This is a genomic window from Microbulbifer sp. ABM4_008 (assembly GCF_056311705.1).
This window is the reverse complement of the sequence record NZ_CM149970.1, coordinates 3,744,640-3,767,191: the sequence shown is the minus strand read 5'-3', so window position 1 is coordinate 3,767,191 and position 22,552 is coordinate 3,744,640. Positions and strand designations below refer to the sequence as shown.

Genomic DNA, 22,552 nt, shown 5'->3' with positions numbered 1-22,552 from the left:
GAAAGAGAGGAGGTGTAACTGATGGAAAGTCTGTATTTCCTGATTCCCATTGCGGTGATTTTGGTTGGCTTTGCGGTGAAGCTCTTTTTCTGGGCCGTGAATAACGGACAGTACGATGACCTGGAAACGGAAGGTCGTCGCATTTTGTTTGATGACGATGATGTTCAGCAGGACAAATCTGACGCGGAAAGGAAGCAGGAGAAGTAAGTGGGGGACTGGGGTTTTTTAGCGGCGGCACTAGCTATCGGTTTTTTGGGTAGCAGTCACTGCATCGGTATGTGTGGGGGAATCTCCGGAGCGCTGGGTATGGCGGTACCGGGGAAAAAGACTGCTTGGGTGCAGCTGGGCTCTTACCAATTGGGTCGCCTGGGTAGCTATGCGCTGATGGGAGCGCTCGCCGGTGCCCTCGGTGCGGCGATACTGCCGGCACTAACTCCGCTGCGATTTGCTGCAGGGATCATGTTGATCCTGATGGCGCTGTACATCGGCGGTATCTGGCAGGGATTGGCTTGGATTGAAAAAGGGGGCCGCTACCTTTGGCGCTATGTGCAGCCACTATCGGCCAAATTATTACCGGTGCGCTCTGCGGGGCAGGCATTGGCATTGGGATCCCTTTGGGGCTGGTTGCCCTGTGGTTTGGTTTATAGCGCGCTGACGTTCGCCCTGGCCCAGGGCAGTGCCGAGCGGTCTGCCCTGGCGATGTTTGCTTTTGGTTTGGGCACCGTGCCCGCCATGCTGGCTACTGGTGCTGCGGCGGCACAGGTGCGTGGCATAGTGCAAAAGCCGGGGGTTCGCTATGGTTTCGCCGCAGCGATTTTGCTGTTTGGTATCTGGACCATTTGGGGGGCTATGGGCCACGGTGGACACGGAGACCACGCCAACCACGGGCAGATGAGCGGGATGGAAGCTCCCGCAGAAGACACGGAAGAGCAGGGACACCATCATCACCATCACTAAGCGCAGTGATGATGGGTCCTGTGGGCGCTAGAGATCGATCCGCAGGGATAGGTCGATAGCGCGCAGGTGCTTGGTCAGGCTACCGGAAGAGATATAGTCCACTTCCAGTTCAGCTAACTGAGCGATGCGATCCCGGTCGACACTGCCGGAAAGCTCAATTTTGGCTTTGCCTTTGGCCAGTTTCAGGGCCGTTCTAGTGTCTTCATCATTGAATTCGTCGAGCATAATCACGTCCACACCGACGGCGAGCGCCTGCTCCAGCTCTTCAATATTTTCCACTTCGACTTCAATCAAGGCTTCCGGCTTGATCACTCGCGCTTGGGCGACGGCGTGTTCAATGCCTCCGGCGGCGAAGATATGGTTCTCTTTGATCAGGAAGGCGTCGTAAAGACCGATGCGGTGATTGTGGCAGCCACCGCAAAGTACGGCGTACTTCTGTGCGCTGCGCAGACCGGGAATGGTCTTGCGGGTATCGAGAATCTTCACCTCAGTGCCTTCAGCTCGCGCGGCGAACTCCGCAGCGGTTGTGGCAGTGCCGGATAAGGTTTGCAGGAAATTCAGTGCGGCGCGCTCGCCGGTGAGGATAGCGCGGGCATTGCCTTCCAGCTCAAAAATAACGGCATTGGCGCTGATACGGTCGCCGTCCTCGAAGTGCCAGGTGAGGACGAGCTCCGGGTCCAGGGCGTGGAATACAGCCTCTACCCAGGCGCGACCACTCAGAGTGCAATCTTCGCGGGTGATTACCAGGGCCCGCGCATTGCGGTCCTCTGGGATCAGCTGGGCGGTGATATCGCCACTACCAATATCTTCTTCCAGGGCCACCTGAACTGAGCGTTGCAGGTCGGCAGTGATATTGGGAATAGCCGTGTCTTGTGGTCGCATTGGGAAACCTCGAAATTAACGCCGGCGCAGTTTACCAAAACACTCGGGGTTTTGACTGCTGAACTCAGTCATTGGCAAGTAGCAGTTGGCTCTACGAATAGCTGTGACAAGTGTCTCAAATATGTCGCAGAACTGTGTAAAACAGTCCTATAACGCGAGTAGAATGACCGAAGAGTTAGGCTTGATCGCAGCCTGAATTGTTTCAGAGCAGGGCCGGTAAACGCTGTTCTCTCGCGGTCAAAACTTGAGTGAAATCAAGAACTTCGGCAGATTTTTCGCGCATGATCGCGGCGGGATTTCAACAGTTTGGGAATGTGGTTAACGGGGAACAGAAAGCCCCCGTTTCCGCTTGGGAGACCACTTTTCCACTCACTAATTTTTGCTTTTGGCCTCAGCGCTACAAGTCGGACGGCATTCGAAGGACCTCTTGGAAATGAGTGAATCCAGAAAGGTAGTTTCCCTCTCAGAGAAAAGTGGAGCGCGAAATATTTCTGCATCAGGTAAGCCCCCTGTTCTGCCCGCCGCAGTAACAATGCTGAAGGACAAAGCGACGGCACAGCTGCTGGAGCGGATTAAAGCGCTGTTTGGCAAGGTGGATGATTCCCTGTTTGCAATGGCTGAGCGAGCTCATGGCCAGGAGGAGCAGGATGGACTTTTCCAGGCACTGCGCCTGCTGCGCGTTGAGCGCCGCAATATTGCCGAGCACTTTATCCAGAACGTCTCCCGCGCTTTTCAGGTCCGCCAGGAAGAAAAGACGGAAAGCAGTTTCGCATCAGATAACCTGTCGCTGGTTCACAACGATGACCTGGAGCAGTTGGTCGCTGCCGATACCATGGTGGCCAATGCCAAGCGCGATTTCGCTGAGCCCCTTACCGAGCTGTGCATGAGGCTCGATACGCTCTACTCCGTTAAGGTGTACGACAAAAACAACCCTCTGGGGCCAGACGTAATCTGTGACGCCTTTGTAGAAGCGATTCAGGATCTGGACCTCTTTATCCGCGCTCGCCTCACGCTGCTGAAAAAGTTCGAGCAGGTGGTCATGCTGCAGCTGCGGGACTTCTATGAATTCTGTAACCAATTACTTGTAGAGCAGGGCGTACTGCCATCTCTGCGTGAGCAGCAGCGAGTAGCCAGGCAGCGCTCGGCCTACAACGGCGCTCCCCACGCCGCCAGTGCCCCCACTGGTAGTGCCGGCGGTGTAGAGGCTGGCAGCCAGCCAGTACAAGGTGGAGTCGCAGCTACGGGGCACTTCCCTCCAGGATTGGTGCCCGCAGCCGCAGGTGTTACTCCAATGCCTGCAGGGGATCTGCTTTCCCACTTGGGTGCGCTGCAAAGTGGCAGCCACTATCAAGGTGGAAGTGCGGTACAGCTTTTGAATGTGGGCGAATTGCTACAGCAGCGCTTGGTGGATTCCAACCAAGCCGCTTCGCTGGCAAAAGTCGATAGCGATGTGATCAAGCTGGTAGAGATGTTGTTTTCCTTTATCCTGGAGGACCGCAGCCTTGCCACCCAAATCAAATCACTTCTGGGCCGCCTGCAACTGCCGCTGTTGAAAGTAGCCATTGCAGACAAGTCATTTTTCAGTAAAGGCGGCCACCCTGCGCGCAAATTGCTGAACGAGTTGGCCGATGCCGCTACCGGATGGCAGGCGGGGGATAACTACGAATCCGATCCCCTGTATAAAGAGATATCCGAAATTGTTGAGCGCGTGCTTAATGAGTTTGATCGGGATATCAATATCTTTGCCGTTTTGCTGGAATCCCTGCGCGAATTTATCGTCCGCGAGCGCAAGCGTGCCGAGATGTTGGAGCGCCGCGTTGTCGATGAGGCGGATGGTCGGGCTAAAACCCAAGCTGCCCGCGCACGGGTTGCCGCAGTAATGGATGCCTTGGTTGCAGAGCGGGATCTGCCACAGGTGGTACAGGATTGGTTGAACAAAGTTTGGAACAACGTGCTGTTCCTGACCTGTGTTAAAGAGGGAACAGAGAGCGACGCCTGGAACCGCGACGTGCGCACAGCGAGAGATCTCGTGTGGAGTGTGCAGGCCCCAATGCCGGATTCCCGCAAACAGTTATTGAGCTTACTGCCTGTTTTGCAGGAGAGATTGCGCGAGGGAATTGAGGCGCTTTCCTATAACGCTTTCGAAGCGCGTACCCTTTTCACCGGCCTCAAAGAAGTTTATCGCGAGCGCTTTGCCCTGGCCCAGCAATTGGCGGAGCAGCGTGAACGTGAAGTGGCAGAGCAGGTTGCCCGCGAAGTGCGCGCAGCGAAATCTGCTGAGCCTGCGCCTGTTGTTGCTGATAATGTTGCTGACAAGCCTGTTGCCCCTGTCGTGGAGCAGGAAACTGCTACTGATGCCGGACCCGCTGATGTTACTGAAGCTACGGTTGATGAAGCTGCAGTGACTGAAGCGGTTATTGCAGAAGCCGTGGTTACCCGGGAAGTGATTTCAGACACTGCCGAAGACCAACTTCCAGATGAGCCAGCTGAAGTTACTGTTGAAGCTGTCCAAGCCGAACCCCAGGAAGTGGCCGTGCCGCAGATGGAAGAGCTTGAGCAGGCAGTTGCTGAAGCAGAGGTGGCTGCACCGGAGCAGGATGGACTGGCCCCCCTTGACGAAGATGATCCCCACTGGCAGATGACCTTCCGCCTGGCTCAGGGCAGTTGGTTCGAGCTGAAGCGCTCTGAGGACGAGCAGTTCCGTTGTCGTCTGGCGGCGGTAATTCGCGATATCGACCAGTTTATCTTCGTTAATCGCAATGGCGCCAAAGTCGCTGAATTCGCCCGACTAGAGCTGGCCCATGCGCTGCGTTCGGCACAACTGCTGCCGCTGGATGACGGCATGTTGTTTGAGCGGGCGCTGCAGTCCGTAATTGGCAATGTGCGCAAGAAGCGCAGTGAGCAGCGCTAATTTTCAGGAATTTAACGAGCGGACGTTGAGTATTTAGCAGGGATACTCTGTGGCCAGTGGTTTTCCGCAAGTTATGTCGCGATACTGCTCCGATCAGATTGGCATATCGATCAACGCTTCCATAGAATGGTAACTGCTGAAGCCTCGGGCGATACCGGGGCTATCAATAGGTTGCAGCGGAGATCGCAGATTGAAATATCAAGTGGAGTCTGGCTGGTTGGCGGGCGCGCGCCGGGTTCCGAGTCCTCATTGCAATAGCCGCCCGGAAGACTGTGCGGTGGATCTATTGGTGATTCACAGTATCAGCTTGCCGCCCGGACAGTATGGCGGCCCCTACATTGATGCCTTTTTCCTGGGGCAGTTGGATATCGATGCACACCCCTATTTTGCCGATATTGCTGCGTTACAGGTGTCTGCGCATATTTTGATCGACCGCGATGGCCTGGTAACTCAATACGTGCCCCTTGATCGTCGTGCCTGGCACGCGGGCAAGTCCGAGTTTAAAGGTCGCGCTAACTGCAATGATTTTTCCATTGGTATTGAGCTGGAAGGTTTGGATACCGATATTTACACCGACTCCCAATATCACGCACTTGCCGAGGTAAGTGCTGCGATTATGCAAGCTTATCCCGCTATTGATATCGATAGAATTGCCAGTCATTCGGATATTGCTCCCGGAAGGAAATTGGACCCGGGTCCGGGGTTTGACTGGGAGCGCTACCTCAACAAGCTGAAAGAAATCGTCTGATACCCAGTAGCGGACCATAAAAGTGGGAAGGGTTTCTGTAACAGGAGCCGCAGCACGATTTTGATAACTGAAACAGTCTCGGATTATTTATGACTCTGTTAATTGTTCTGATCACCGTTGCCCTGGTGCAAATCTGGGGCTCAGGGGCTCCGTTACATCGCGATGGTTGGTTCAGTCGCTGGAGTCAGTACTTACAGGCATTACCCAGCATTAATGGCAATAGCGGCCTGCTGCTTGGTGTCACTATCCTGGTTCCAGTATTGATCTCTGCAATTGTGATGACGTTGGCAGAGGGCGCTGCGGGTGGTCTGGGCTACTTGCTGTTGGGGGTGCCACTGCTGCTCTATTGTCTCGGTCGCGGCAACTTCAACGATATCGTCGCAAATTACCTGCGCCACTGGTATAGCGGAGACCTGGAAGGTGCCACCAAAGCGGCGGCGCCCATTTTGCGCGAGTTACACGAAGCGCCCTCCGATGACACTTGTCTGCATGAACAGGTATTTCGCGGCGCTGCCTACTGCGCCTTTGAAAGACTCTTCGCTGTGCTGTTCTGGTTTATTTTGCTGGGTATTCCTGGGGCAGTACTCTTCCGCTTGAGTGCTTTATACGCAGAAAATACTCGGGGCTCCTCCGATGAGGCGACGGCGGCGCGTTGGTTGTGGTTGCTGGAATGGCTGCCGGTCCGTGTGATGGGGCTGAGCTTTGCCATTGTGGGTAACTTTGCCGGTTGTTACCGCGCCTGGCGCCGGGTGTTGATGTGTCGTGAGAGCCATACCGATCAGGTTCTCGAGGCTTACCTGGAAGGAGCTCTCGGCGGTATTGACGCCAGTGAGTGCAGTGGTGGTTCCGATCTGTCTCAGATGCAGCGCCAAAGTGGTGCGGAGATTGAGGGGCTTCAAGCGCTGCTATCCAGAACCTTGCTTCTGTGGATCACTGGTTTGGCCCTTCTGGTTCTATTTATCTAAGGAGCCTCTGAATAACTCCGTAATGCCTGTACCATCGCCCCAGAGCTACTTTTGTCTGCTGGGGCGATTGTTGAATTTGTCGCCATTTTCAAAATTTTCTTTCCTTCCTATCTTGACTTATCCCCCCCTTCCTACGAAATTGCGCGCCCCAGCGGCCGGACTTCGGTGCTTTGCCATATCAATAAAGCGAAGCTAGTCATTGCCTGCGACGGCTTATACTCATTGGAGGAAGTAGGGTTTGGAAGTTTCGGTATTGGAACCGCAAATGTTGTCAGATCTGGCTAGGGCAAACGATTGGAACGCAGCCACATTAGTGGCGGGCTTGCGAACCTATTTTCGCAGCGGCAGCACCACTGAATTGAGTTGGCGGCGCAAGCAACTGTCTCAGCTGCGCAAGATGATCTCCGAGAACGAGGCACATTTTGTCCAAGCCCTTCACGATGATTTGCGCAAAGCTCCCCAGGAAAGCTACCTCACTGAAATTTCATTTCTCTACAACGATATCGATCACACCCTGAAGTCCCTGAAGAAATGGGTGCGCCCGCGCAAGGTCCAATCGCCGATGATGACCCAGCCGGCCAAGAGCTATGTGCAACCGGAGCCACTGGGTGTTGTGCTGATTATCGGTGCCTGGAATTATCCGCTGCAATTATTGTTATCGCCGCTGGTACCGGCGATTGCCGCCGGCAATTGCGCGGTGGTAAAGCCCTCTGAATTATCGCCCGCAACCTCCCGGTTAATCGCAGAATTGTTACCGCGTTATCTCGACAACGATGCCTTTGCGTGTGTCGAAGGTGGTGTGGCGGAAACCACGGCGCTGCTGGAGCAGCGCTGGGACCATATTATGTACACCGGCGGTGGCCGGGTTGGCAAAATCATAATGAGTGCGGCGGCTAAATACCTGACTCCGGTAACCCTGGAACTCGGCGGAAAGAGCCCTTGTATTGTTGCCGATGATGCCAACTTGGAAGTGGCTGCACGGCGAATTGCCTGGGGTAAATTTACCAATGCGGGGCAGACTTGTATCGCCCCGGATTATGTTCTCTGTAGTCGGCGGACAGCCGATCGGCTCACCCCCATGTTGCAGCGGGTGCTCTGGGAAATGTATGGGGAGCATCCGCGAGAATCTGCCGACTATGGGCGCATTATTAACAGCCAGCACACCCTTCGCCTGTCGGATTACCTGGGGGATGGAGAGGTGGTATTTGGCGGTGAAGTCGATGTGGACGACTGCTATATGGCGCCCACCATAATGCGCAACGTCAATCTCTCTGCGGGAGTTATGCAGGAGGAGATCTTTGGCCCGATACTCCCCATTATTGAACTGGATGATTTCTCCAAAGCGGAGGAGTTTGTCAATGAGCGAGAGAAGCCCCTGGCCCTGTATGTATTTACCCAGGATGAAGCATTGGCGGATCGGATTCTATCCCGTTGCAGCTCCGGCAACGCCTGCGTGAATGACTGCATGATGTTTATGCTGGCCCAGGACCTGCCTTTTGGAGGCGTCGGTGCCAGCGGTATGGGGTCCTACCATGGAGAGCATGGCTTCCGCGCTTTCAGTCATTACAAGGCCGTAATGCGGCGCAGAAATATCCTCGATATCGATATACGATATGCACCCTTCAACGACAGGAAAATGAAATTCCTGCGTATGCTCAGCAAATAATTCCTTATCGACAGGCATGGTTTCCCCTGTGCCTGCTCCGTAGAACACTGGATGTTATCGGCGGTGGATAAGCTGGATTATTCCCATGTAGTCGAAAAGGATACACAGTGTTATGCCCCTGGATCGCAACGAGATACCTGCCAGTGAGGATGTATTTAGTGCCGCTCAAAATATTGCAGGCATGGTACACGAGACCCCTCTGCTCAGCTCTCGGCAGCTGAACGAGCTGACGGGCGCCAATTTGTGGTTTAAGTGTGAGCACTTGCAGAAAGTGGGCGCCTTTAAAGCGCGGGGCGCGGCTAATGCGCTTTCGCTGCTCCCGGACGGGGTCGAGGAAGTTGCCACCCATTCGTCCGGTAATCACGGTGCGGCGCTCGCCTGGGCAGCAGCCCAGCGGGGATTGGCCTGTACGGTGGTGATGCCCGAAACGGCTCCCAAGACAAAACGCATGGCGGTTGAGGGGTACGGTGCCAAAGTGGTGACTTCGGGCCCCAGCCTGGCTGATCGCGAATCCACTTTGGCAAAGGTACTTGAGGAAACTGGTGCGCACGAAGTCCCGCCCTATGACGATAAGCGCATTATTGCAGGGCAGGGCACCGTAGCCATGGAAGTGCTCAAGCAGAGCCGCGAACAGGGCTTTGCTCCAGACGTTATTGTGGCGCCAGTGGGAGGCGGTGGACTTTTGTCCGGCGTGGGATTGGCTATGGCTGCGCTTGCCCCCGATATCCTGGTAATTGGTGCGGAACCCGCCGGAGCGGATGATGCCCAGCGTTCACTGCGCGGTGGCGTTCATATCACCACACAACAGCCCGATACGATCGCCGATGGTCTGCGCACAACATTGGGCGGCAAAAATTACGCCGTTATTGAGCGCACGGTGCGGGATATTGTGACAGTCAGCGAAGCTGGTATCGTCAATGCGATGCGGCTATTGTGGACGCGAACCAAACAGCTGGTAGAACCGTCGGCTGCGGTGGGTCTCGCTGCGATCATTGAGCACAGCGCGCGCTTTCGCAATAAGAATGTCGTGGTTGTTCTGACCGGCGGAAATATGGATCTGGACAAAGTGGGCCCACTGCTGTCCAGTGAAGAAAACTAAAAGGGGAACTGGGATATGAGCCATTTATTGAAAAAGGGCGGCCGGGGTTTGGCCGGGCTGCTTTGTGCTGCTGCGCTGTCGCTGACTGGAACCAACGCGATTGCTGAGAAGCTGACACTGTCATCCAGCTCCTTACAAGCTGGAAAGAAAATGCCCATGGCTCATGTTTATGGCAGCTGCGGCGGTGAGAACCTGTCTCCCCAATTGAGCTGGAGTGGGGCACCGGAGGGCACAAAGAGTTTTGCTATTACCGCTTACGATCCCGACGCGCCCACCGGCAGTGGTTGGTGGCACTGGGTGGTGTTTAATATCCCAGTGGATACGACCAATCTTCCGGAAGGGGCTGGTGACCTGAAAAACGGCCTGATTCCAGAAGCAGTGCAGGGGCGCAATGATTATGGTAATTCCGGTTACGGTGGTGCCTGCCCGCCCAAGGGGCACGGGGATCATCGCTATCGTTTTCGTGTCTATGCCTTGAAAGTGGAATCCCTGCCGCTGGATGAAAACACTTCTCCTGCTAAAGTTGGCTTCAATATCAATGCCAATAAGTTGGCCGAAGCGGAGCTGGAAGTTTTGTGGGGCCACTGAGTAAATAAATTAATCTAATCCCGCTGCACGGTGATCGCTGTTGCAGCGGCTCAGGCTCTGGAGGCCCGCGCTTGACCAACTCACAAAAACAAATGACATGGGGGCAAGCGCTGGCCGCTTATTTGAAGCCCCGTGTACTCACCATGTTTTTCCTCGGCTTTTCCGCCGGCCTCCCATTACTGCTGGTTTTCTCTACTTTGACTGCCTGGCTGCGGGACTACGGTGTCAGCCGTACCGCCATCGGGTTTTTTGCCTGGGTGGGGATTACCTTTTCGATCAAGGTTCTCTGGGCCCCTATTGTCGATCAGCTGCGTCTGCCTTTTTTTACGGATAAATTGGGCAAGCGTCGGGGCTGGATGCTGGTATCCCAAATCGGGATAGCGATTGGCCTGATAGGTATGGCCAGTGTAAATCCCCAGCTCTCCCTGATGCACGTAGCCCTACTGGCCCTGTGGGTCGCTTTCTGTTCGGCCTCTCAAGATGTGGCGATTGATGCCTATCGAATTGAGGCCATGGATGACGACTACCAGGGCGCTATGGCTGCCAATTATGTATTTGGCTATCGGGTGGCAATGCTGATAGCCGGAGCGGGCGCCCTGTTTATTGCGGATATCTTTAGCTGGTCCGGTGCTTATCTTGCGATGGCTGGATTGATGGGCGTGGGCCTGATTACCACCCTGATTATTGCCGAGCCCGATCACAGCAAGGTAAACAAAGAAGCCGATGAGCTGCAAAGCGAGTGGGCCCAGCGCCTGTTGGGCAAGGGGGAGCATGGTCGCCTGAAGCAGTGGTTTATTCGCGCCGTGGCCTGCCCCTTTATCGAGTTTTTTCAGCGCAATGGTCGCTTTGCAATCATTCTGTTGCTATTTATCGGCATCTTCCGTTTAAGTGATATTGCGATGGGGGTGATGGCCAATCCCTTCTATTTGGATCTGGGCTTTACCAAAACGGAAATCGCTGAAATCAGTAAGCTGTTTGGCTTCTTCTGTACCATTATCGGTTCCTTTCTAGGTGGGCTGTTAGTGGTGCGATACGGTGTTGTGCGTCCGCTGATACTGGGTTCGGTTATGGTCGCCTGCACCAACCTGTTATTTGCCCAACTCGCTGTGATCGGTCCCGATAAAGCCTGGTTGGCGCTGGTAATTAGTGCGGACAACATCAGTGGAGGAATTGCCAATGCGATACTGATCGCGTTTCTCTCCAGTCTTGCCAATAAAGCTTATACCGCCACTCAATATGCTTTGTTTAGCTCCCTGATGACCTTGCCGGGGAAATTTATCAGTGGTTTTTCCGGCATAGTGGTGGATGCTCAGGGTTATGCCTACTTCTTTATTTATGCGGCGCTTATGGGAATACCAGCCATTGTGCTGTCCATTTATTTTTGGCGCCGCGAGCAGCGCGACTGGCCGGGAGAAGAAGTTCAGCCGGGAGCGGGCACTACCTAAGGTTTACAGGGATGCTATTTCCTCTCTAAGAGTACATCTCGAATCCAACTCTTTTCTAAATCCCTATGTCATATCAAAACTCTTCGCCGGGCATTCTGCCCGGCTTGTGTCTATGGTGGTTGTAAAGGTGAAACCCACCCCTCCATAGACTCGCCCTTATGTTTGATTGTGTGTCTGTTGCCTGTTGGGTCGGGTATCACTGGTAGATGATGCTCAGCGAATAAAAGCGACAAACTATGGCCCACGAAACCATCCGGGAGGCGGTGTTTAATCGGCGTATGCTGATTTGTATTGGCACCGGTTTCTCTTCGGGGATGCCTCTTTTTGTATTGATACAGTTGGTGCCCGCTTGGCTGCGTACCGAAGGCGTGGATCTGGCTACTATCGGTATTTTTGCATTGCTCGGATTGCCCTATACGTGGAAATTTATCTGGTCTCCATTGATGGAGCGCTACGCATTCCCGATGCTAGGCCGCCGGCGGGGCTGGATGCTGGTAATGCAGCTGTTACTGATTGTTTCCATTGGCGTCCTGGGGATGTTCAGTCCCCAGTTTGATATTTGGTCAATTGCCGCAATTTGCTTTGCCGTGGCTTTTTTTAGCGCCAGCCAGGATATAGTCCTGGATGCTTTCCGACGCGAGATTCTGCCAGACCAGGAGTTGGGCCTGGGCAATTCCTTTCACGCCAACGCCTATCGTATTTCCGGCTTGATTCCGGGATCCCTCAGCTTGATCCTGTCGGACCACCTGGCCTGGGACCAGGTGTTTATGATTACTGCGGCCTTTATGTTGATTGCCGTCTTTATGACCTTGATGGTGGCTGAGCCAGACCATCCAGCAGGTCGTCCTAAATCTTTGCGCGAGGCCATAGTTTTACCCTTTGTCGAATTCTTTAATCGTAATGGTGTAAAACAGGCGGTACTCGTACTGGCCTTTATGTTTTTGTACAAGCTCGGCGATAGCATGGCTACGGCACTGGCGACGCCCTATTACCTGGATATGGGATATTCCAATACGGATATCGGCATAGTGGCAAAGAATGCTGGTTTATGGCCTGCGGTAATTGGCGGTTTCTTTGGCGGCTTATTAATTGTGAAGATCGGGATTAATAAGTGCCTATGGATTTTCGGGGTAGTACAGCTGGTTTCAATTTTCGGGTTTATGATTTTGTCTGAAGTGAATGGCGAGCTGGTGGGCACACCAGATTTCAATCCTAGCCTCTGGCTATTGGCGATAGTAATTGCCTTTGAGTATCTCGGGGTGGGGTTGGGGACAGCGGTGTTTATTGCATTTATCGCCCGAACTACCAGCAAGTTGCACACCGCCACTCAATTTGCCTTGTTTACAGCATTGACCTCGCTCCCGCGCACCTTCGCCAATGCCTCCACCGGTTATTTGGTGGAGGGAATGGGGTGGACACATTTCTTTCTCCTGTGTGCCGTTCTGGCGGTGCCTGGAATGATCCTGTTATTTTGGGTCGCGCCCTGGGGGGCTGATGAGGTAGCGTAGTTTTCTGTCTGCGATTGGGGCTAAGGTTTCCAGCGGTATTTGCCCATATCCACTCGCCCTTTCAGTAGTATGACCCCCTCTCTTTCCAGTCTTTCACGCTGGCGGCTGGCGCCGGGTTCCGGCAGGGAGATGCGCCCCTGGGCGTTGATTACCCGGTGCCAGGGTAGTTTGGTGCCCCGGGGTAGCTTACGCAGGGTCTGACCTGCAAGTCTTGCAGCGCGTGGGTAGCCGGCCATCTCAGCCAAGTCCCCGTAGGTGACAACCCGCCCTTTGGGGATCGCCGCCAAGGCTTGGCATATTCTTTCCAGGGAGTTCTGTTTTTCCATAAAAAGCTCTAAATATCGGCGAATCACGCCAATTGGGCGCAATTTTTTACTTTGTAATCTCCAGAAAATGAGATTTTTATTCGCCATTTATGGATACTTTACCAGCTCGCAAGGTCACAGTCCCCAGGGCGCGAAAGCCTCTGCTGTGACGGCGTGCCACATGATTCTAGTTGTGGCATCATGGTGCGATTGTTGAAGCTGTTTGCACCGTTCATACTCCTAAAAAGTCCAAGGTTTCTTAGTGGTTTTATCGACACGACTCCCCAGGTTCTTTGCTCGAACTCTCTTATTTCTTGTGCCCTTCCAGGCCTATGCCGGTGTGCTGACCCTGGAAAATGGCGATCGTATTCAGGGCGAGTTGGTGCTGGTAGAGAAGGATCAGGTTACTTGGAAGTCAGAGACTTTTGGTGAGGTTAAAGTCGACAAATCCAAAGTGGTGTCGATGGACATCGATACCGATATCAAAATTGCCGGCAGGGATGAACCCTGTACCTTGGCTGGCCACCGCCAGGAGCGTTGGGAAGTGTACTGTGCTGAAGGGCGCGGTTGGCTGATCGACTTCCCCGGTATTGAGCGGGCAGAACCCTACAGCACATTTACCACCAGTCCAGTGTTATTCAGCGGTAATGTTACCGCCGGAGGCGTATTCGAGAGCGGTAACCGTGAGCGTGAAGACCTCGATGCCAATATTAACTTGGATATCCGCCATGGAGATTTTAACCACCTGATGGGGGCGGTTTACCAGAACCAGGAGAGTGAAGAAGACGGTGACCTGGAAAAATACCAGCTCAATTATGATCTCCGCTGGATCTTTGCTGAGAAGTGGTTTGCCGCGGCTAACAGTGAGTTGGAAAGGGAAGAGGCTCAGAACTTAGACTTGGGAACTACGCTCGGTCTCGGTATGGGTTATCTGTTTTACGATACCAGTAAAACCACTTTTTCCCTCGAAGGTGGTGTGAGTAGCCTGCATGAGAGTTTTATCGACGAAGAGTTGAGTGAAGACCAGGATGAGCGTTATGTCGCCGGTCGAATTGCACTTAACTACCGCTACAAGTTTTCCCTTGGGCCGGAAATTTATTTCGACCAAGAAACCTTACAATCCTTTGATCACAGTAACGACTACGAAGCTAATGCCAAGCTGGGGGTGCGCACACCGCTGGTTGAAGGCGTGCTGATGGAGATCGGTTACGAGTGGCAGTACGACAATACGCCCTCCCTGGAAAGTGAAAAAGAAGATACCAAAGTGACCGTTGGTGTCGGTTACGAATGGTAATTCCCCCTCGAGCCTGCATAGGGCAGGTTCGCAGGCAGTCATAAACGATAAATCTAAAAAATGAGCGACGACGAGGAGTTCAATATGCAAATCGCTGACAGTATTGTTGCGATTACCGGTGCGGGCCAGGGGTTGGGCCGAGCCATGGCCGAGTATCTGGCTGCGCGAGGCGCCCGCCTGGCCCTGATCGATGTTAATAAGGAAGGCCTGAAAGATAGCGTTGCAGCTTGTGAAAAGCTCGGTGCAGAGGCTCGCAGCTACTTGATCAATGTTGCCGATGAGGAAGCGGTGGACTCCGGTTTTGCGAAAATCGCAGCAGACTTTGGCGGGCTCCAGGTTCTGGTTAATAACGCCGGCATTATGCGCGATGGCATGTTGCTCAAGTGTAAAGACGGCAAAGTGACAGATCGTATGTCCCTGGCACAGTGGCAGTCTGTGATCGATGTGAACCTTACCGGTGTATTCCTTTGTGGCCGTGCTGCAGCGGGCATTATGGCGGAAAGCGGCAAGGGTGGGGTGATGGTCAATATCTCCAGTTTGTCCCGTGCGGGCAATATGGGGCAGACCAACTACTCCGCCAGTAAAGCGGGTGTTGCAGCGATGACGGTATCCTGGGCACGCGAACTGGCGCGCTACGGCGTGCGTGTTGCCGGGATTGCTCCGGGTTTTATCGGCACCGATATGGTTGCGCAAATGCGCCCTGAGATTCTTGAGAGTCTGGTAAAACAAGTGCCCCTGCGCAGGTTGGGTGAGCAGGATGAGATCGCCTCGACAGTAGCGTTTATTCTGGAGAACGACTATGTCACCGGTCGAGTGATAGATATTGATGGCGGAGCGCGCTTGTAAGCTTCCCTCTTCCCCAGCATAAAAAGGGTGAACTGAGTTCACCCTTTTTTGATTCTGCAATTAGTTTCTGGATCTACGGCAAATAGTGCTTTAACTCAAGCGGGTAACACCATCGGCGCGGAACTTCGAATACATTAGTTGCCATAGCTGAAGTGTGCGCCCCCGGAATGCACCAGCGTAAGATAGTAGATAGTAGCGCCACATCCTGTAGAAGCGCTGGCCGTAGCGATCGGCAAAGCGCGGCCAGTTTTTCTCAAAGTTTTCATGCCAGGCCATCAGGGTTTTATCGTAGTAGTATCCAAAGTTGTGCAGGTCTTCGCATACTAGCAAGCGATCGGTTGCGTCGCCCAGCTGTCCTACGGAAGGTAGCTCACCACCTGGGAATATATATTTTTCTGTCCACAAGTCCGTAGATGCGGTGCGCTGGTTGTTGCCGATCGTATGTAACATCATCAACCCATCTTTGTTCAGACAGCGCGCCGCTGTTTCCATAAATGTTCGGTAGTTCTTGCGGCCGACATGTTCAAACATCCCTACGCTGGCAATGCGGTCGAAGGGTTCTTTGAGTTCTCGATAGTCCTGAAGGTGAACAGTAATTGGCAGTTCACCATAGCGCTCTGTCACATAGGCTTTTTGCTCTCGGGAAATCGTAATCCCAACACACTCCACTTGATACTTTTGCGCGGCATAGCTAACCAGGCTGCCCCAGCCACAGCCAATATCCAGCAAGCGCATCCCGGGTTTCAATTCCAGCTTGCGGCAAATCAGGTCCAGCTTGGCTTCCTGGGCTTGGTCGAGGGTTTCAGCCTCTTTCCAGTAGCCGCAGCTGTACGTAAGCCGATTGTCGAGCATGGCACTATAGAATTCGTTGCCCAGGTCGTAGTGTTGCTCTCCCACATTAAACGAGCGGTTTTTGCTTTGTAGATTTACCAGATAGCTGCGTGTGGCGCGCCAAAAGTAGCGCCAGTTCTTGATACTGTGATGAATCTCAGCACTGAGTAACCGGTGGAAGAATTGATCCAGGTCTTGGACATCCCAATCGCCGCGCATATAGGACTCACCCAGGCCCAAGCTGTGCCGGGCGATGACCTCATCAAGGGCTGCTTCCCGGTGGAGTTGCAGGTCCCAGGGTCTTTCCCCGTTAATTTGAATGTCCGCTTTCGCCAATATATCGTCCACTAAGTGGCGACTGCGTCCGATGGCTGGCACTTCTATAGCATCCTGTTGCTCGCTTGCCATTCAATCCTTCCTCTCTCCAGTTACTGTGGGGTGGAATAAGGCGCCCTTGAATAATTTGCCTCCCCACTCCATTTACTACAGCATATTGAAAAAACCGTGATCGTCCCGGCTCTCAGCGAAGCTGGTTAACTAGGAATTTCCGCAATGCGCCCATTATTACTTCTATTTATAGCCCTACCTGTACTCGAAATGTGGGTGTTGATTGCCGTAGGGAGTGAAATTGGCGCCTTGCCAACGATCGGCCTGGTCATTTTGACTGCAGTGGTAGGAGTGACACTGCTTCGCCGCCAGGGGATCTCTACCCTGATGCGGGCCCAGGAGAAGATGCAGGCTGGAAATATTCCCGCCAAAGAGATGGTTGAAGGGATATTCCTCGCGGTGGGTGGTGTGCTGTTGCTCACCCCGGGCTTTATCACTGATTTCTTCGGCTTCATCTGCCTGATTCCGGGGCTCAGGAACCTGTTGCTCGGTTTTATCCTTCGCCATGTCAAAGTGGTTCCCCCGCAGAATTTTAACCAGTCACCAAATCACAAGCGTGGTGACGACATTATCGAGGGAGAGTATTCGCGGGATGAAAAGCGTCCGGGAGAAGGTAAACACTCCGTTGAAGACAAGCGTCCCAAGCCCTAATTAGATCAAAAAGTGGACAAAATGCCCGTCGTGAGAATTTGCTTTGTAGTTTTTTCACCTGATGGTGTTGAAATCCTTATTCCCGCCCATAGATAGGGTTCAACTGAGAATTAAGCCCCGCCTCTGGGGATCAGAGAGGGGTGAGGTTACCGGCCCAAAGGGCCAGTGCCGTCCATGTTGGAAACCATTAAAACGACTCAATGGAGAACTTATCCATGAAAATTCGTCCTTTACACGACCGCGTCGTAGTACGCCGTAAGGAAGAAGAAGCGATGTCAGCTGGCGGTATCGTGCTGCCAGGCGCTGCCAAAGAAAAGCCGAACCAAGGTGAAGTGGTAGCCGTGGGTGAGGGCAAGCAGCTGGACAATGGCGACGTTCGCGCACTGTCTGTGAAGGTAGGTGACACTGTTGTTTTCGGTCGCTATGCCGACAGCAATACCCTCAAGGTGGAAGGCGAAGAGCTGATCATCATGAGCGAAGGTGATATCTACGGCGTGTTGGAAGGCTAAGGCCAGCCTTTAACTTTACTCGCAAAAAGAATTTGAGGAATAAGAATCATGGCAGCTAAAGACGTAATTTTTGGTGACGACGCTCGTCAGAAAATGCTGAAAGGCGTAAACATCCTGGCAGACGCTGTAAAAACTACCCTGGGTCCTAAAGGCCGCAACGTAGTTCTGGACAAGTCCTTCGGCGCTCCTACCGTAACCAAAGACGGTGTTTCCGTAGCGAAAGAAATCGAGCTGAGCGACAAGTTCGAGAACATGGGCGCACAGATGGTTAAAGAAGTTGCTTCCAAAGCTTCTGACACCGCTGGTGACGGCACCACCACCGCTACCGTTCTGGCCCAGGCTATCGTAACTGAAGGCCTGAAATCCGTAGCCGCTGGCTTCAACCCAATGGACCTGAAGCGCGGTATCGACAAAGCGGTAACCGCAGCTGTTGACCACATTGCTGGCCTGTCCACTCCTTGTGCTGACACCAAGTCTATTGCTCAGGTAGGTACTATCTCCGCTAACAGCGACGAGAGCGTTGGTACCATCATTGCTGAAGCCATGGAAAAAGTTGGCAAAGAAGGCGTTATTACTGTTGAAGAAGGTTCCGGCCTGGAAAACGAGCTGGACGTAGTAGAAGGCATGCAGTTCGACCGCGGCTACCTGTCTCCTTACTTCATTACCAACCAAGAGAACATGACTGCCGAGCTGGATAATCCGTTCATCCTGCTGGTAGACAAGAAAATCTCCAACATCCGCGACCTGCTGCCCCTGCTGGAGCAAGTAGCTAAAGCTTCCAAGCCGCTGCTGATCATCGCTGAAGACGTAGAAGGCGAAGCACTGGCAACTCTGGTTGTAAACAGCATGCGCGGCATCGTTAAAGTTGCTGCTGTTAAAGCACCTGGTTTCGGTGACCGTCGTAAAGCCATGCTGCAGGACATCGCTATCCTGACTGGCGGCACCGTGATTTCTGAAGAAGTTGGCCTGGAGCTGGAAGGTACCACTCTGGAGCACCTGGGTACTGCTAAGCGCGTAACCCTGTCCAAAGAAAACACTGTAATCGTTGACGGCGCTGGCAATGTTAAAGACATCGAAGCTCGCGTTAGCCAGATCCGTGCACAGATCGAAGAGTCCTCTTCAGACTACGACAAAGAGAAACTGCAAGAGCGCGTAGCCAAGCTGGCTGGCGGTGTTGCGGTAATCAAAGTAGGCGCCGCTACTGAAGTGGAAATGAAAGAGAAGAAAGCCCGCGTTGAAGACGCGCTGCACGCTACCCGCGCCGCAGTAGAGGAAGGCGTAGTACCTGGCGGTGGTACCGCACTGGTTCGCGCTACCCAGGTTATCTCTGTAACTGGCGACAACGAAGACCAGAACCACGGCATCGCAGCAGCCCTGCGCGCTATGGAAATGCCTCTGCGTCAAATCGTTTCCAACGCTGGTGACGAAGCTTCCGTAGTTGTTGACAAGATCAAGCAAGGCGAAGGCAACTTCGGTTACAACGCTGCTACTGGTGAGTACGGCGATATGCTGGAAATGGGTATCCTGGACCCAGCTAAAGTAACCCGCTCTGCTCTGCAAGCGGCAGCTTCTATCGCTGGCCTGATGATCACCACCGAAGCCATGGTTGCAGAAATTCCGGAAGACAAGCCGGCTGCTCCTGACATGAGCGGTATGGGTGGCATGGGCGGTATGGGCGGCATGATGTAAGTCGGCCTTAAGCCTATCTAAAAAGCCCCGCAATTGCGGGGCTTTTTTTTGCCTTGTGGAAAGTGGTTTACTAGGATCTGCTTTTAGTTATCAATTTTATCTTCAGGGTGTAGGCGAGTGACTGGTAGCGATAGGTTCTCTAGTATCAAGACACTCTCTGGGATAAGTGAGTTGATTGAATACCACCGCCAATTTTCTCATGGTGAATATAAGCAATTACAGCAGGGGTTGACTGCGAGAAGTATGGATGAGAAATGGAACGGCTATTTTCATGATGGGCGTTTTTATCTTTGTCGAAGTTGGACGGGTGTTTGTATTTATGAACTTGACTTGGTGGAGACTGAAAGTGGTTGCTCTGCAGAAAATACGCGGGTTAACAGGGATCCGAGTCAATATCGAGAGACTGATAATCGCTATGATGTATTGTTGTTGGATTTCTTGATTTCAAATCTGATTCTGGGAGAGCCAAAGCCCTTCCCTAGGCGCTCAACCGATGATGTTCCTGGTGAAGTTGAGCAATACTCGGTTGCTGGAGTTAGGGTTACAGGGGGAGATATAGGAAAGAAACTTTAGTGCGATGGTAGATCGATTTACTTTCAGCTGATTAATTATGACTTACAGATGGTAAGAAATAGCATGAGAGAAACAGAGAAATACTATTTCTTCTGGAAGCACCAATTTGGACAGTGGACTAAGCGAGATATTACTGATCCAGATGGCGTTAAGTTTAATTGCTGTGAACAATATATGATGTATAAGAAAGCGATATTGTTCGGTGATTTAAAGACTTCAGAGAGAATTCTTGTAGAAACTGACCCAGAGGTTCAGCAGCGATTAGGGCGAAATGTTGTCGGGTATAACTCTAGTGTTTGGAACCTTCATAAGATTGGTATTGTTTGGTACGGTAATTACTTAAAATTTACTCAGCATATTGATTTGGCAGAGCGATTAATAGATACCGGTGATAAGACGTTGGTGGAAGCATCTCCTTATGATCTTGTGTGGGGAGTTGGTTGGAGTTCTGATTCTGTTGAAATTCTAGATGAGGCGAATTGGCGAGGGCAGAATTTGTTGGGCAAAGTCCTTATGTCCGTACGTTCTTCAATCCGCTTGGTGTTAGAATTCTGAGATGGTTTTTTCAGGTTGAAATTCTTCAATTTTTGTTAAGTTAGTGGTTTTAAATATATTGAGAATTTTTTATTGCTTTGTGGTGTAGGCTTTATATGGAAAAATCGTTAAGGTTGGCCGCGTTGGCAAAGGAAAGGCAGCAAGTAAAGAAAGAGGGGTATAAGAATATCGGTGATTTCCATAATGGAATTTATGATTGTGATTATGTCTCTCCTTATACGAAATCCGCTAATAATATCGATGCTTCTGTTATGGTTCTTTTACAGGATTGGCTGGGGGTAGATAAGTTATCCGGGCCTATTATCCAGGATGCTGTAGATCTCGGGCATATTCCCTCGTTGCCCACGAATAAAAGACTTAAGGATCTGTTGCAGCGGCATTTTGACTTATCCCTTAGCGATATTTACGCAACTAATGTTTTTCCACTAATTAAGTATGGGAATTTAAGTGCAGATGTCCCAGCGAAAGATATGGTCTGGGCTGCTCAGAAATTTGCAGTTCCTCAGATTGAAGTGGTGGCACCAACAATTGTTATATGCTTGGGGTTGAAAACCTTTAATGCCATACGAAAAGCAGTTGGTCTAAAATCTTGTAAAAATTTAGTGGAAGCGCTGCAATCTTCATTCGATATTGCCGGTATCAGGGTTTGCTGTCAGGCCCATACCGGAGCCTTAGGCCAAAATAGTCGAGGGCGGGATCGAGTAGAGAAGGACTGGCAGGCGATGGTGAACTCGATTGAAGTTTAAGTAGCAAACATGGGATAGGCTTAGTGAGGAAATATGGACATCTACGAAATGGTAGAGTCAGGAGATCTGCCAGTACCTGAGTGTGCGAAAACTCTGGGATTTGAGTTAATAAGCTATTCACGTGAAAAAATGGAGATGAAAGCCCGATTTTTTGCCAGGGAGTCATTCTTAAACCCTGCGGGAACAATACAGGGTGGGTTTCTATGTGCAATGCTCGACGACGTAATGGGTCCTGCACTTGTATTTTCACTGAATATTGGTCAGTTTGCTCCGACACTAGAGCTAAAGACTCAATTTGTTCGCCCAGCTAAAGTGGGGCCAGTTGAGGGTGTTGGCAGAGTTGTATCTAAAGGTGGAACTGTCTGCTTTCTGGAAGGAGAGCTTCTTCAAGAGGGGAAACTAATTGCTAGGGCAACCGCTACCGTTTTAATAAAGGGACAAAATTTATAAATCCTTGATGAAGGATGTGATGTTTTCTGAGGTGAAAATGAGTTTTGAACAAGGCATATATAGCTCCCCGGAAAGTGAGCTTTGCCCGGAGGGAAATAAGCGGGTTAGGTTGGGGAGCGTTCTTTCTATATTGGGTACTGCTCTTCAAACCCCGATTATTGTGTTCTTTTATTTGGGGATGTTGAGTTTTTGGGAAACTTCTCAGATCGCCCAATCACTTGATACATCCCCTGAAGTAATGGCAGGCATGATGAGCCAATCCCTCTCTAATTTTGTTATAGGAGGTCTATTGTCTGCTCCAGGCTTGTTGATTTCCTGTACTGCTTTGTTTATATCGTCTTTTCGAGCTAAGTGGTTATTCTGGTATTCTTTAATACTCTCACTGATTTGGATTGGCTCTTTTCCGTTTGGGACATTATTTGGTTTGATATATCTGTTAATAATTTTGATTAAACGAAAATCGTAAATGCAGATTTGATCCATTTTTTATTCTGATTTGTTAAGTGAAGTGAAATAAATGTTAGACACTATTTGGGATTATTTTCAGCAGCGAGAAATCGATGTTGCGAGATATCGATCTCAAAATGCAAAGCAGATGGCCGCTAACCTGGAACTGGAAGTCGGTGATATTCAGGGACGTATAGATACATTAGTGTTGGCGAATCAGGCTATGTGGGAGCTTTTATCGGAAAAATTAGGGGTAACCGAGGCCGAACTTATTGAAAAAATGGGGCAGATTGATCTGCGAGATGGTAAGCGCGATGGAAAAATATCCACTGGTAACCTGAAAGAGTGCCCTTCTTGTGGTCATAAGGTGAGAAAGCAAAGGGCCAATTGTTACTGGTGTGGAACAGAGCTGACTTTATCCAGCCCGTTTATGGACTCAAAGCGGACTGATTAATTTCCCATTTGATGGAAGAACTACCAATATGGTTTTTGGCATACTT

Annotated in this window: 24 protein-coding genes; 20 read left to right on the top strand and 4 right to left on the bottom strand. The window is 51.8% G+C overall.

Annotated elements, in window-relative coordinates; all coding sequences use genetic code 11:
• Positions 1-21 precede the first annotated feature (21 nt).
• Both ccoS and ACYX4J_RS16420 read left to right on the top strand, forming a co-directional pair.
• Positions 22-207 carry a cbb3-type cytochrome oxidase assembly protein CcoS gene (gene ccoS / locus ACYX4J_RS16425; RefSeq protein WP_108732140.1) on the top strand — a complete coding sequence of 62 codons (186 nt, stop codon included), beginning with the start codon at positions 22-24 and terminating at the stop codon, positions 205-207.
• Positions 208-957, top strand: coding sequence for a sulfite exporter TauE/SafE family protein (locus tag ACYX4J_RS16420; RefSeq protein WP_444932469.1), 750 nt, complete (start codon positions 208-210; stop codon positions 955-957).
• A 27-nt stretch (positions 958-984) separates the two neighbouring features.
• Here the strand turns inward: ACYX4J_RS16420 and nadC are convergent, their stop codons facing one another.
• Positions 985-1,839, bottom strand: a complete 855-nt coding sequence (gene nadC / locus ACYX4J_RS16415; protein WP_444932470.1) for a carboxylating nicotinate-nucleotide diphosphorylase — start codon at positions 1,837-1,839, stop codon at positions 985-987.
• Positions 1,840-2,272: 433 nt separating this feature from the next.
• Between nadC and ACYX4J_RS16410 the strand changes: the two genes are divergently transcribed.
• The 8 genes from ACYX4J_RS16410 to ACYX4J_RS16375 all read left to right on the top strand — a co-directional run bounded on the left by ACYX4J_RS16410 (position 2,273) and on the right by ACYX4J_RS16375 (position 12,769).
• Positions 2,273-4,750 carry a DUF1631 domain-containing protein gene (locus tag ACYX4J_RS16410; RefSeq protein ID WP_476177082.1) on the top strand — a complete coding sequence of 826 codons (2,478 nt, stop codon included), beginning with the start codon at positions 2,273-2,275 and terminating at the stop codon, positions 4,748-4,750.
• Between the two features lie 190 nt (positions 4,751-4,940).
• Positions 4,941-5,498: a 1,6-anhydro-N-acetylmuramyl-L-alanine amidase AmpD gene (ampD, locus tag ACYX4J_RS16405; protein WP_444912294.1), complete on the top strand. Its 558-nt coding sequence runs from the start codon at positions 4,941-4,943 to the stop codon at positions 5,496-5,498.
• An 89-nt stretch (positions 5,499-5,587) separates the two neighbouring features.
• Complete coding sequence (gene ampE / locus ACYX4J_RS16400) at positions 5,588-6,463, top strand: regulatory signaling modulator protein AmpE (RefSeq protein WP_444894887.1); 876 nt, start codon at positions 5,588-5,590, stop codon at positions 6,461-6,463.
• A gap of 238 nt (positions 6,464-6,701) precedes the next feature.
• Complete coding sequence (locus ACYX4J_RS16395) at positions 6,702-8,129, top strand: aldehyde dehydrogenase family protein (RefSeq protein ID WP_476177081.1); 1,428 nt, start codon at positions 6,702-6,704, stop codon at positions 8,127-8,129.
• Between the two features lie 112 nt (positions 8,130-8,241).
• Positions 8,242-9,228, top strand: a complete 987-nt coding sequence (locus tag ACYX4J_RS16390; protein ID WP_444894885.1) for a threonine ammonia-lyase — start codon at positions 8,242-8,244, stop codon at positions 9,226-9,228.
• 15 nt (positions 9,229-9,243) lie between these two features.
• Entirely contained in the window at positions 9,244-9,816 is a 573-nt protein-coding gene (locus ACYX4J_RS16385) for a YbhB/YbcL family Raf kinase inhibitor-like protein (RefSeq protein WP_413664714.1), read from the top strand.
• Positions 9,817-9,887: 71 nt separating this feature from the next.
• Complete coding sequence (locus ACYX4J_RS16380) at positions 9,888-11,261, top strand: AmpG family muropeptide MFS transporter (protein ID WP_476177080.1); 1,374 nt, start codon at positions 9,888-9,890, stop codon at positions 11,259-11,261.
• 236 nt (positions 11,262-11,497) lie between these two features.
• Positions 11,498-12,769, top strand: a complete 1,272-nt coding sequence (locus ACYX4J_RS16375) for an AmpG family muropeptide MFS transporter (protein ID WP_413664716.1) — start codon at positions 11,498-11,500, stop codon at positions 12,767-12,769.
• A 20-nt stretch (positions 12,770-12,789) separates the two neighbouring features.
• On the opposite strand, the gene ACYX4J_RS16370 is transcribed toward ACYX4J_RS16375, so the two are convergent.
• Complete coding sequence (locus ACYX4J_RS16370; protein WP_413664717.1) at positions 12,790-13,095, bottom strand: MGMT family protein; 306 nt, start codon at positions 13,093-13,095, stop codon at positions 12,790-12,792.
• Positions 13,096-13,336: 241 nt separating this feature from the next.
• Here ACYX4J_RS16370 and ACYX4J_RS16365 point away from each other — a divergent pair, with 241 nt between their 5' ends.
• Together ACYX4J_RS16365 and ACYX4J_RS16360 are read left to right on the top strand one after the other, a co-directional pair.
• The gene (locus ACYX4J_RS16365; protein WP_476177079.1) at positions 13,337-14,368 is read left to right on the top strand and encodes a DUF481 domain-containing protein; all 1,032 of its coding nucleotides are present in this window, start codon (positions 13,337-13,339) and stop codon (positions 14,366-14,368) included.
• An 84-nt stretch (positions 14,369-14,452) separates the two neighbouring features.
• Positions 14,453-15,214: an SDR family oxidoreductase gene (locus ACYX4J_RS16360; protein WP_476177078.1), complete on the top strand. Its 762-nt coding sequence runs from the start codon at positions 14,453-14,455 to the stop codon at positions 15,212-15,214.
• A 90-nt stretch (positions 15,215-15,304) separates the two neighbouring features.
• Here ACYX4J_RS16360 and cfa read toward each other — a convergent pair whose 3' ends face one another.
• A complete protein-coding gene (cfa, locus tag ACYX4J_RS16355; protein ID WP_476177077.1) occupies positions 15,305-16,453 on the bottom strand; it encodes a cyclopropane fatty acyl phospholipid synthase in 1,149 nt (382 codons plus the stop codon).
• Positions 16,454-16,597: 144 nt separating this feature from the next.
• Here cfa and ACYX4J_RS16350 point away from each other — a divergent pair, with 144 nt between their 5' ends.
• The 7 genes from ACYX4J_RS16350 to ACYX4J_RS16320 all read left to right on the top strand — a co-directional run bounded on the left by ACYX4J_RS16350 (position 16,598) and on the right by ACYX4J_RS16320 (position 21,605).
• Entirely contained in the window at positions 16,598-17,083 is a 486-nt protein-coding gene (locus ACYX4J_RS16350) for an FxsA family protein (protein WP_444912303.1), read from the top strand.
• A 215-nt stretch (positions 17,084-17,298) separates the two neighbouring features.
• Positions 17,299-17,592 carry a co-chaperone GroES gene (locus ACYX4J_RS16345; protein ID WP_020412315.1) on the top strand — a complete coding sequence of 98 codons (294 nt, stop codon included), beginning with the start codon at positions 17,299-17,301 and terminating at the stop codon, positions 17,590-17,592.
• A 48-nt stretch (positions 17,593-17,640) separates the two neighbouring features.
• Complete coding sequence (groL, locus tag ACYX4J_RS16340; RefSeq protein WP_108732154.1) at positions 17,641-19,281, top strand: chaperonin GroEL; 1,641 nt, start codon at positions 17,641-17,643, stop codon at positions 19,279-19,281.
• Positions 19,282-19,452: 171 nt separating this feature from the next.
• Positions 19,453-19,854, top strand: a complete 402-nt coding sequence (locus ACYX4J_RS16335) for a hypothetical protein (protein WP_476177076.1) — start codon at positions 19,453-19,455, stop codon at positions 19,852-19,854.
• Between the two features lie 63 nt (positions 19,855-19,917).
• Positions 19,918-20,409 (top strand): NADAR family protein, encoded by a 492-nt coding sequence (locus tag ACYX4J_RS16330; RefSeq protein ID WP_444912305.1) that lies wholly within the window; start codon positions 19,918-19,920, stop codon positions 20,407-20,409.
• Between the two features lie 95 nt (positions 20,410-20,504).
• Positions 20,505-21,155, top strand: coding sequence for a hypothetical protein (locus tag ACYX4J_RS16325; protein ID WP_476177075.1), 651 nt, complete (start codon positions 20,505-20,507; stop codon positions 21,153-21,155).
• A 33-nt stretch (positions 21,156-21,188) separates the two neighbouring features.
• Positions 21,189-21,605, top strand: a complete 417-nt coding sequence (locus tag ACYX4J_RS16320) for a PaaI family thioesterase (protein WP_476177074.1) — start codon at positions 21,189-21,191, stop codon at positions 21,603-21,605.
• Between the two features lie 201 nt (positions 21,606-21,806).
• Here ACYX4J_RS16320 and ACYX4J_RS16315 read toward each other — a convergent pair whose 3' ends face one another.
• Positions 21,807-22,088 (bottom strand): hypothetical protein, encoded by a 282-nt coding sequence (locus ACYX4J_RS16315; RefSeq protein ID WP_445363502.1) that lies wholly within the window; start codon positions 22,086-22,088, stop codon positions 21,807-21,809.
• A 34-nt stretch (positions 22,089-22,122) separates the two neighbouring features.
• Here ACYX4J_RS16315 and ACYX4J_RS16310 point away from each other — a divergent pair, with 34 nt between their 5' ends.
• The gene (locus ACYX4J_RS16310) at positions 22,123-22,506 is read left to right on the top strand and encodes a zinc ribbon domain-containing protein (RefSeq protein ID WP_476177073.1); all 384 of its coding nucleotides are present in this window, start codon (positions 22,123-22,125) and stop codon (positions 22,504-22,506) included.
• The last annotated feature ends 46 nt before the right edge of the window (positions 22,507-22,552 follow it).

Coding starts and splice junctions, on each gene's coding strand:
- ccoS (WP_108732140.1), top strand. CDS start 22: ATGGAAAGTCTGTATTTCCTGATTCCCATTGCGGTGATTTTGGTTGGC.
- nadC (WP_444932470.1), bottom strand. CDS start 1,839: ATGCGACCACAAGACACGGCTATTCCCAATATCACTGCCGACCTGCAA.
- ACYX4J_RS16410 (WP_476177082.1), top strand. CDS start 2,273: ATGAGTGAATCCAGAAAGGTAGTTTCCCTCTCAGAGAAAAGTGGAGCG.
- ampE (WP_444894887.1), top strand. CDS start 5,588: ATGACTCTGTTAATTGTTCTGATCACCGTTGCCCTGGTGCAAATCTGG.
- ACYX4J_RS16390 (WP_444894885.1), top strand. CDS start 8,242: ATGCCCCTGGATCGCAACGAGATACCTGCCAGTGAGGATGTATTTAGT.
- ACYX4J_RS16385 (WP_413664714.1), top strand. CDS start 9,244: ATGAGCCATTTATTGAAAAAGGGCGGCCGGGGTTTGGCCGGGCTGCTT.
- ACYX4J_RS16375 (WP_413664716.1), top strand. CDS start 11,498: ATGGCCCACGAAACCATCCGGGAGGCGGTGTTTAATCGGCGTATGCTG.
- ACYX4J_RS16370 (WP_413664717.1), bottom strand. CDS start 13,095: ATGGAAAAACAGAACTCCCTGGAAAGAATATGCCAAGCCTTGGCGGCG.
- ACYX4J_RS16360 (WP_476177078.1), top strand. CDS start 14,453: ATGCAAATCGCTGACAGTATTGTTGCGATTACCGGTGCGGGCCAGGGG.
- cfa (WP_476177077.1), bottom strand. CDS start 16,453: ATGGCAAGCGAGCAACAGGATGCTATAGAAGTGCCAGCCATCGGACGC.
- ACYX4J_RS16350 (WP_444912303.1), top strand. CDS start 16,598: ATGCGCCCATTATTACTTCTATTTATAGCCCTACCTGTACTCGAAATG.
- ACYX4J_RS16345 (WP_020412315.1), top strand. CDS start 17,299: ATGAAAATTCGTCCTTTACACGACCGCGTCGTAGTACGCCGTAAGGAA.
- groL (WP_108732154.1), top strand. CDS start 17,641: ATGGCAGCTAAAGACGTAATTTTTGGTGACGACGCTCGTCAGAAAATG.
- ACYX4J_RS16330 (WP_444912305.1), top strand. CDS start 19,918: ATGAGAGAAACAGAGAAATACTATTTCTTCTGGAAGCACCAATTTGGA.
- ACYX4J_RS16325 (WP_476177075.1), top strand. CDS start 20,505: ATGGAAAAATCGTTAAGGTTGGCCGCGTTGGCAAAGGAAAGGCAGCAA.
- ACYX4J_RS16320 (WP_476177074.1), top strand. CDS start 21,189: ATGGACATCTACGAAATGGTAGAGTCAGGAGATCTGCCAGTACCTGAG.
- ACYX4J_RS16315 (WP_445363502.1), bottom strand. CDS start 22,088: ATGGATCAAATCTGCATTTACGATTTTCGTTTAATCAAAATTATTAAC.
- ACYX4J_RS16310 (WP_476177073.1), top strand. CDS start 22,123: ATGTTAGACACTATTTGGGATTATTTTCAGCAGCGAGAAATCGATGTT.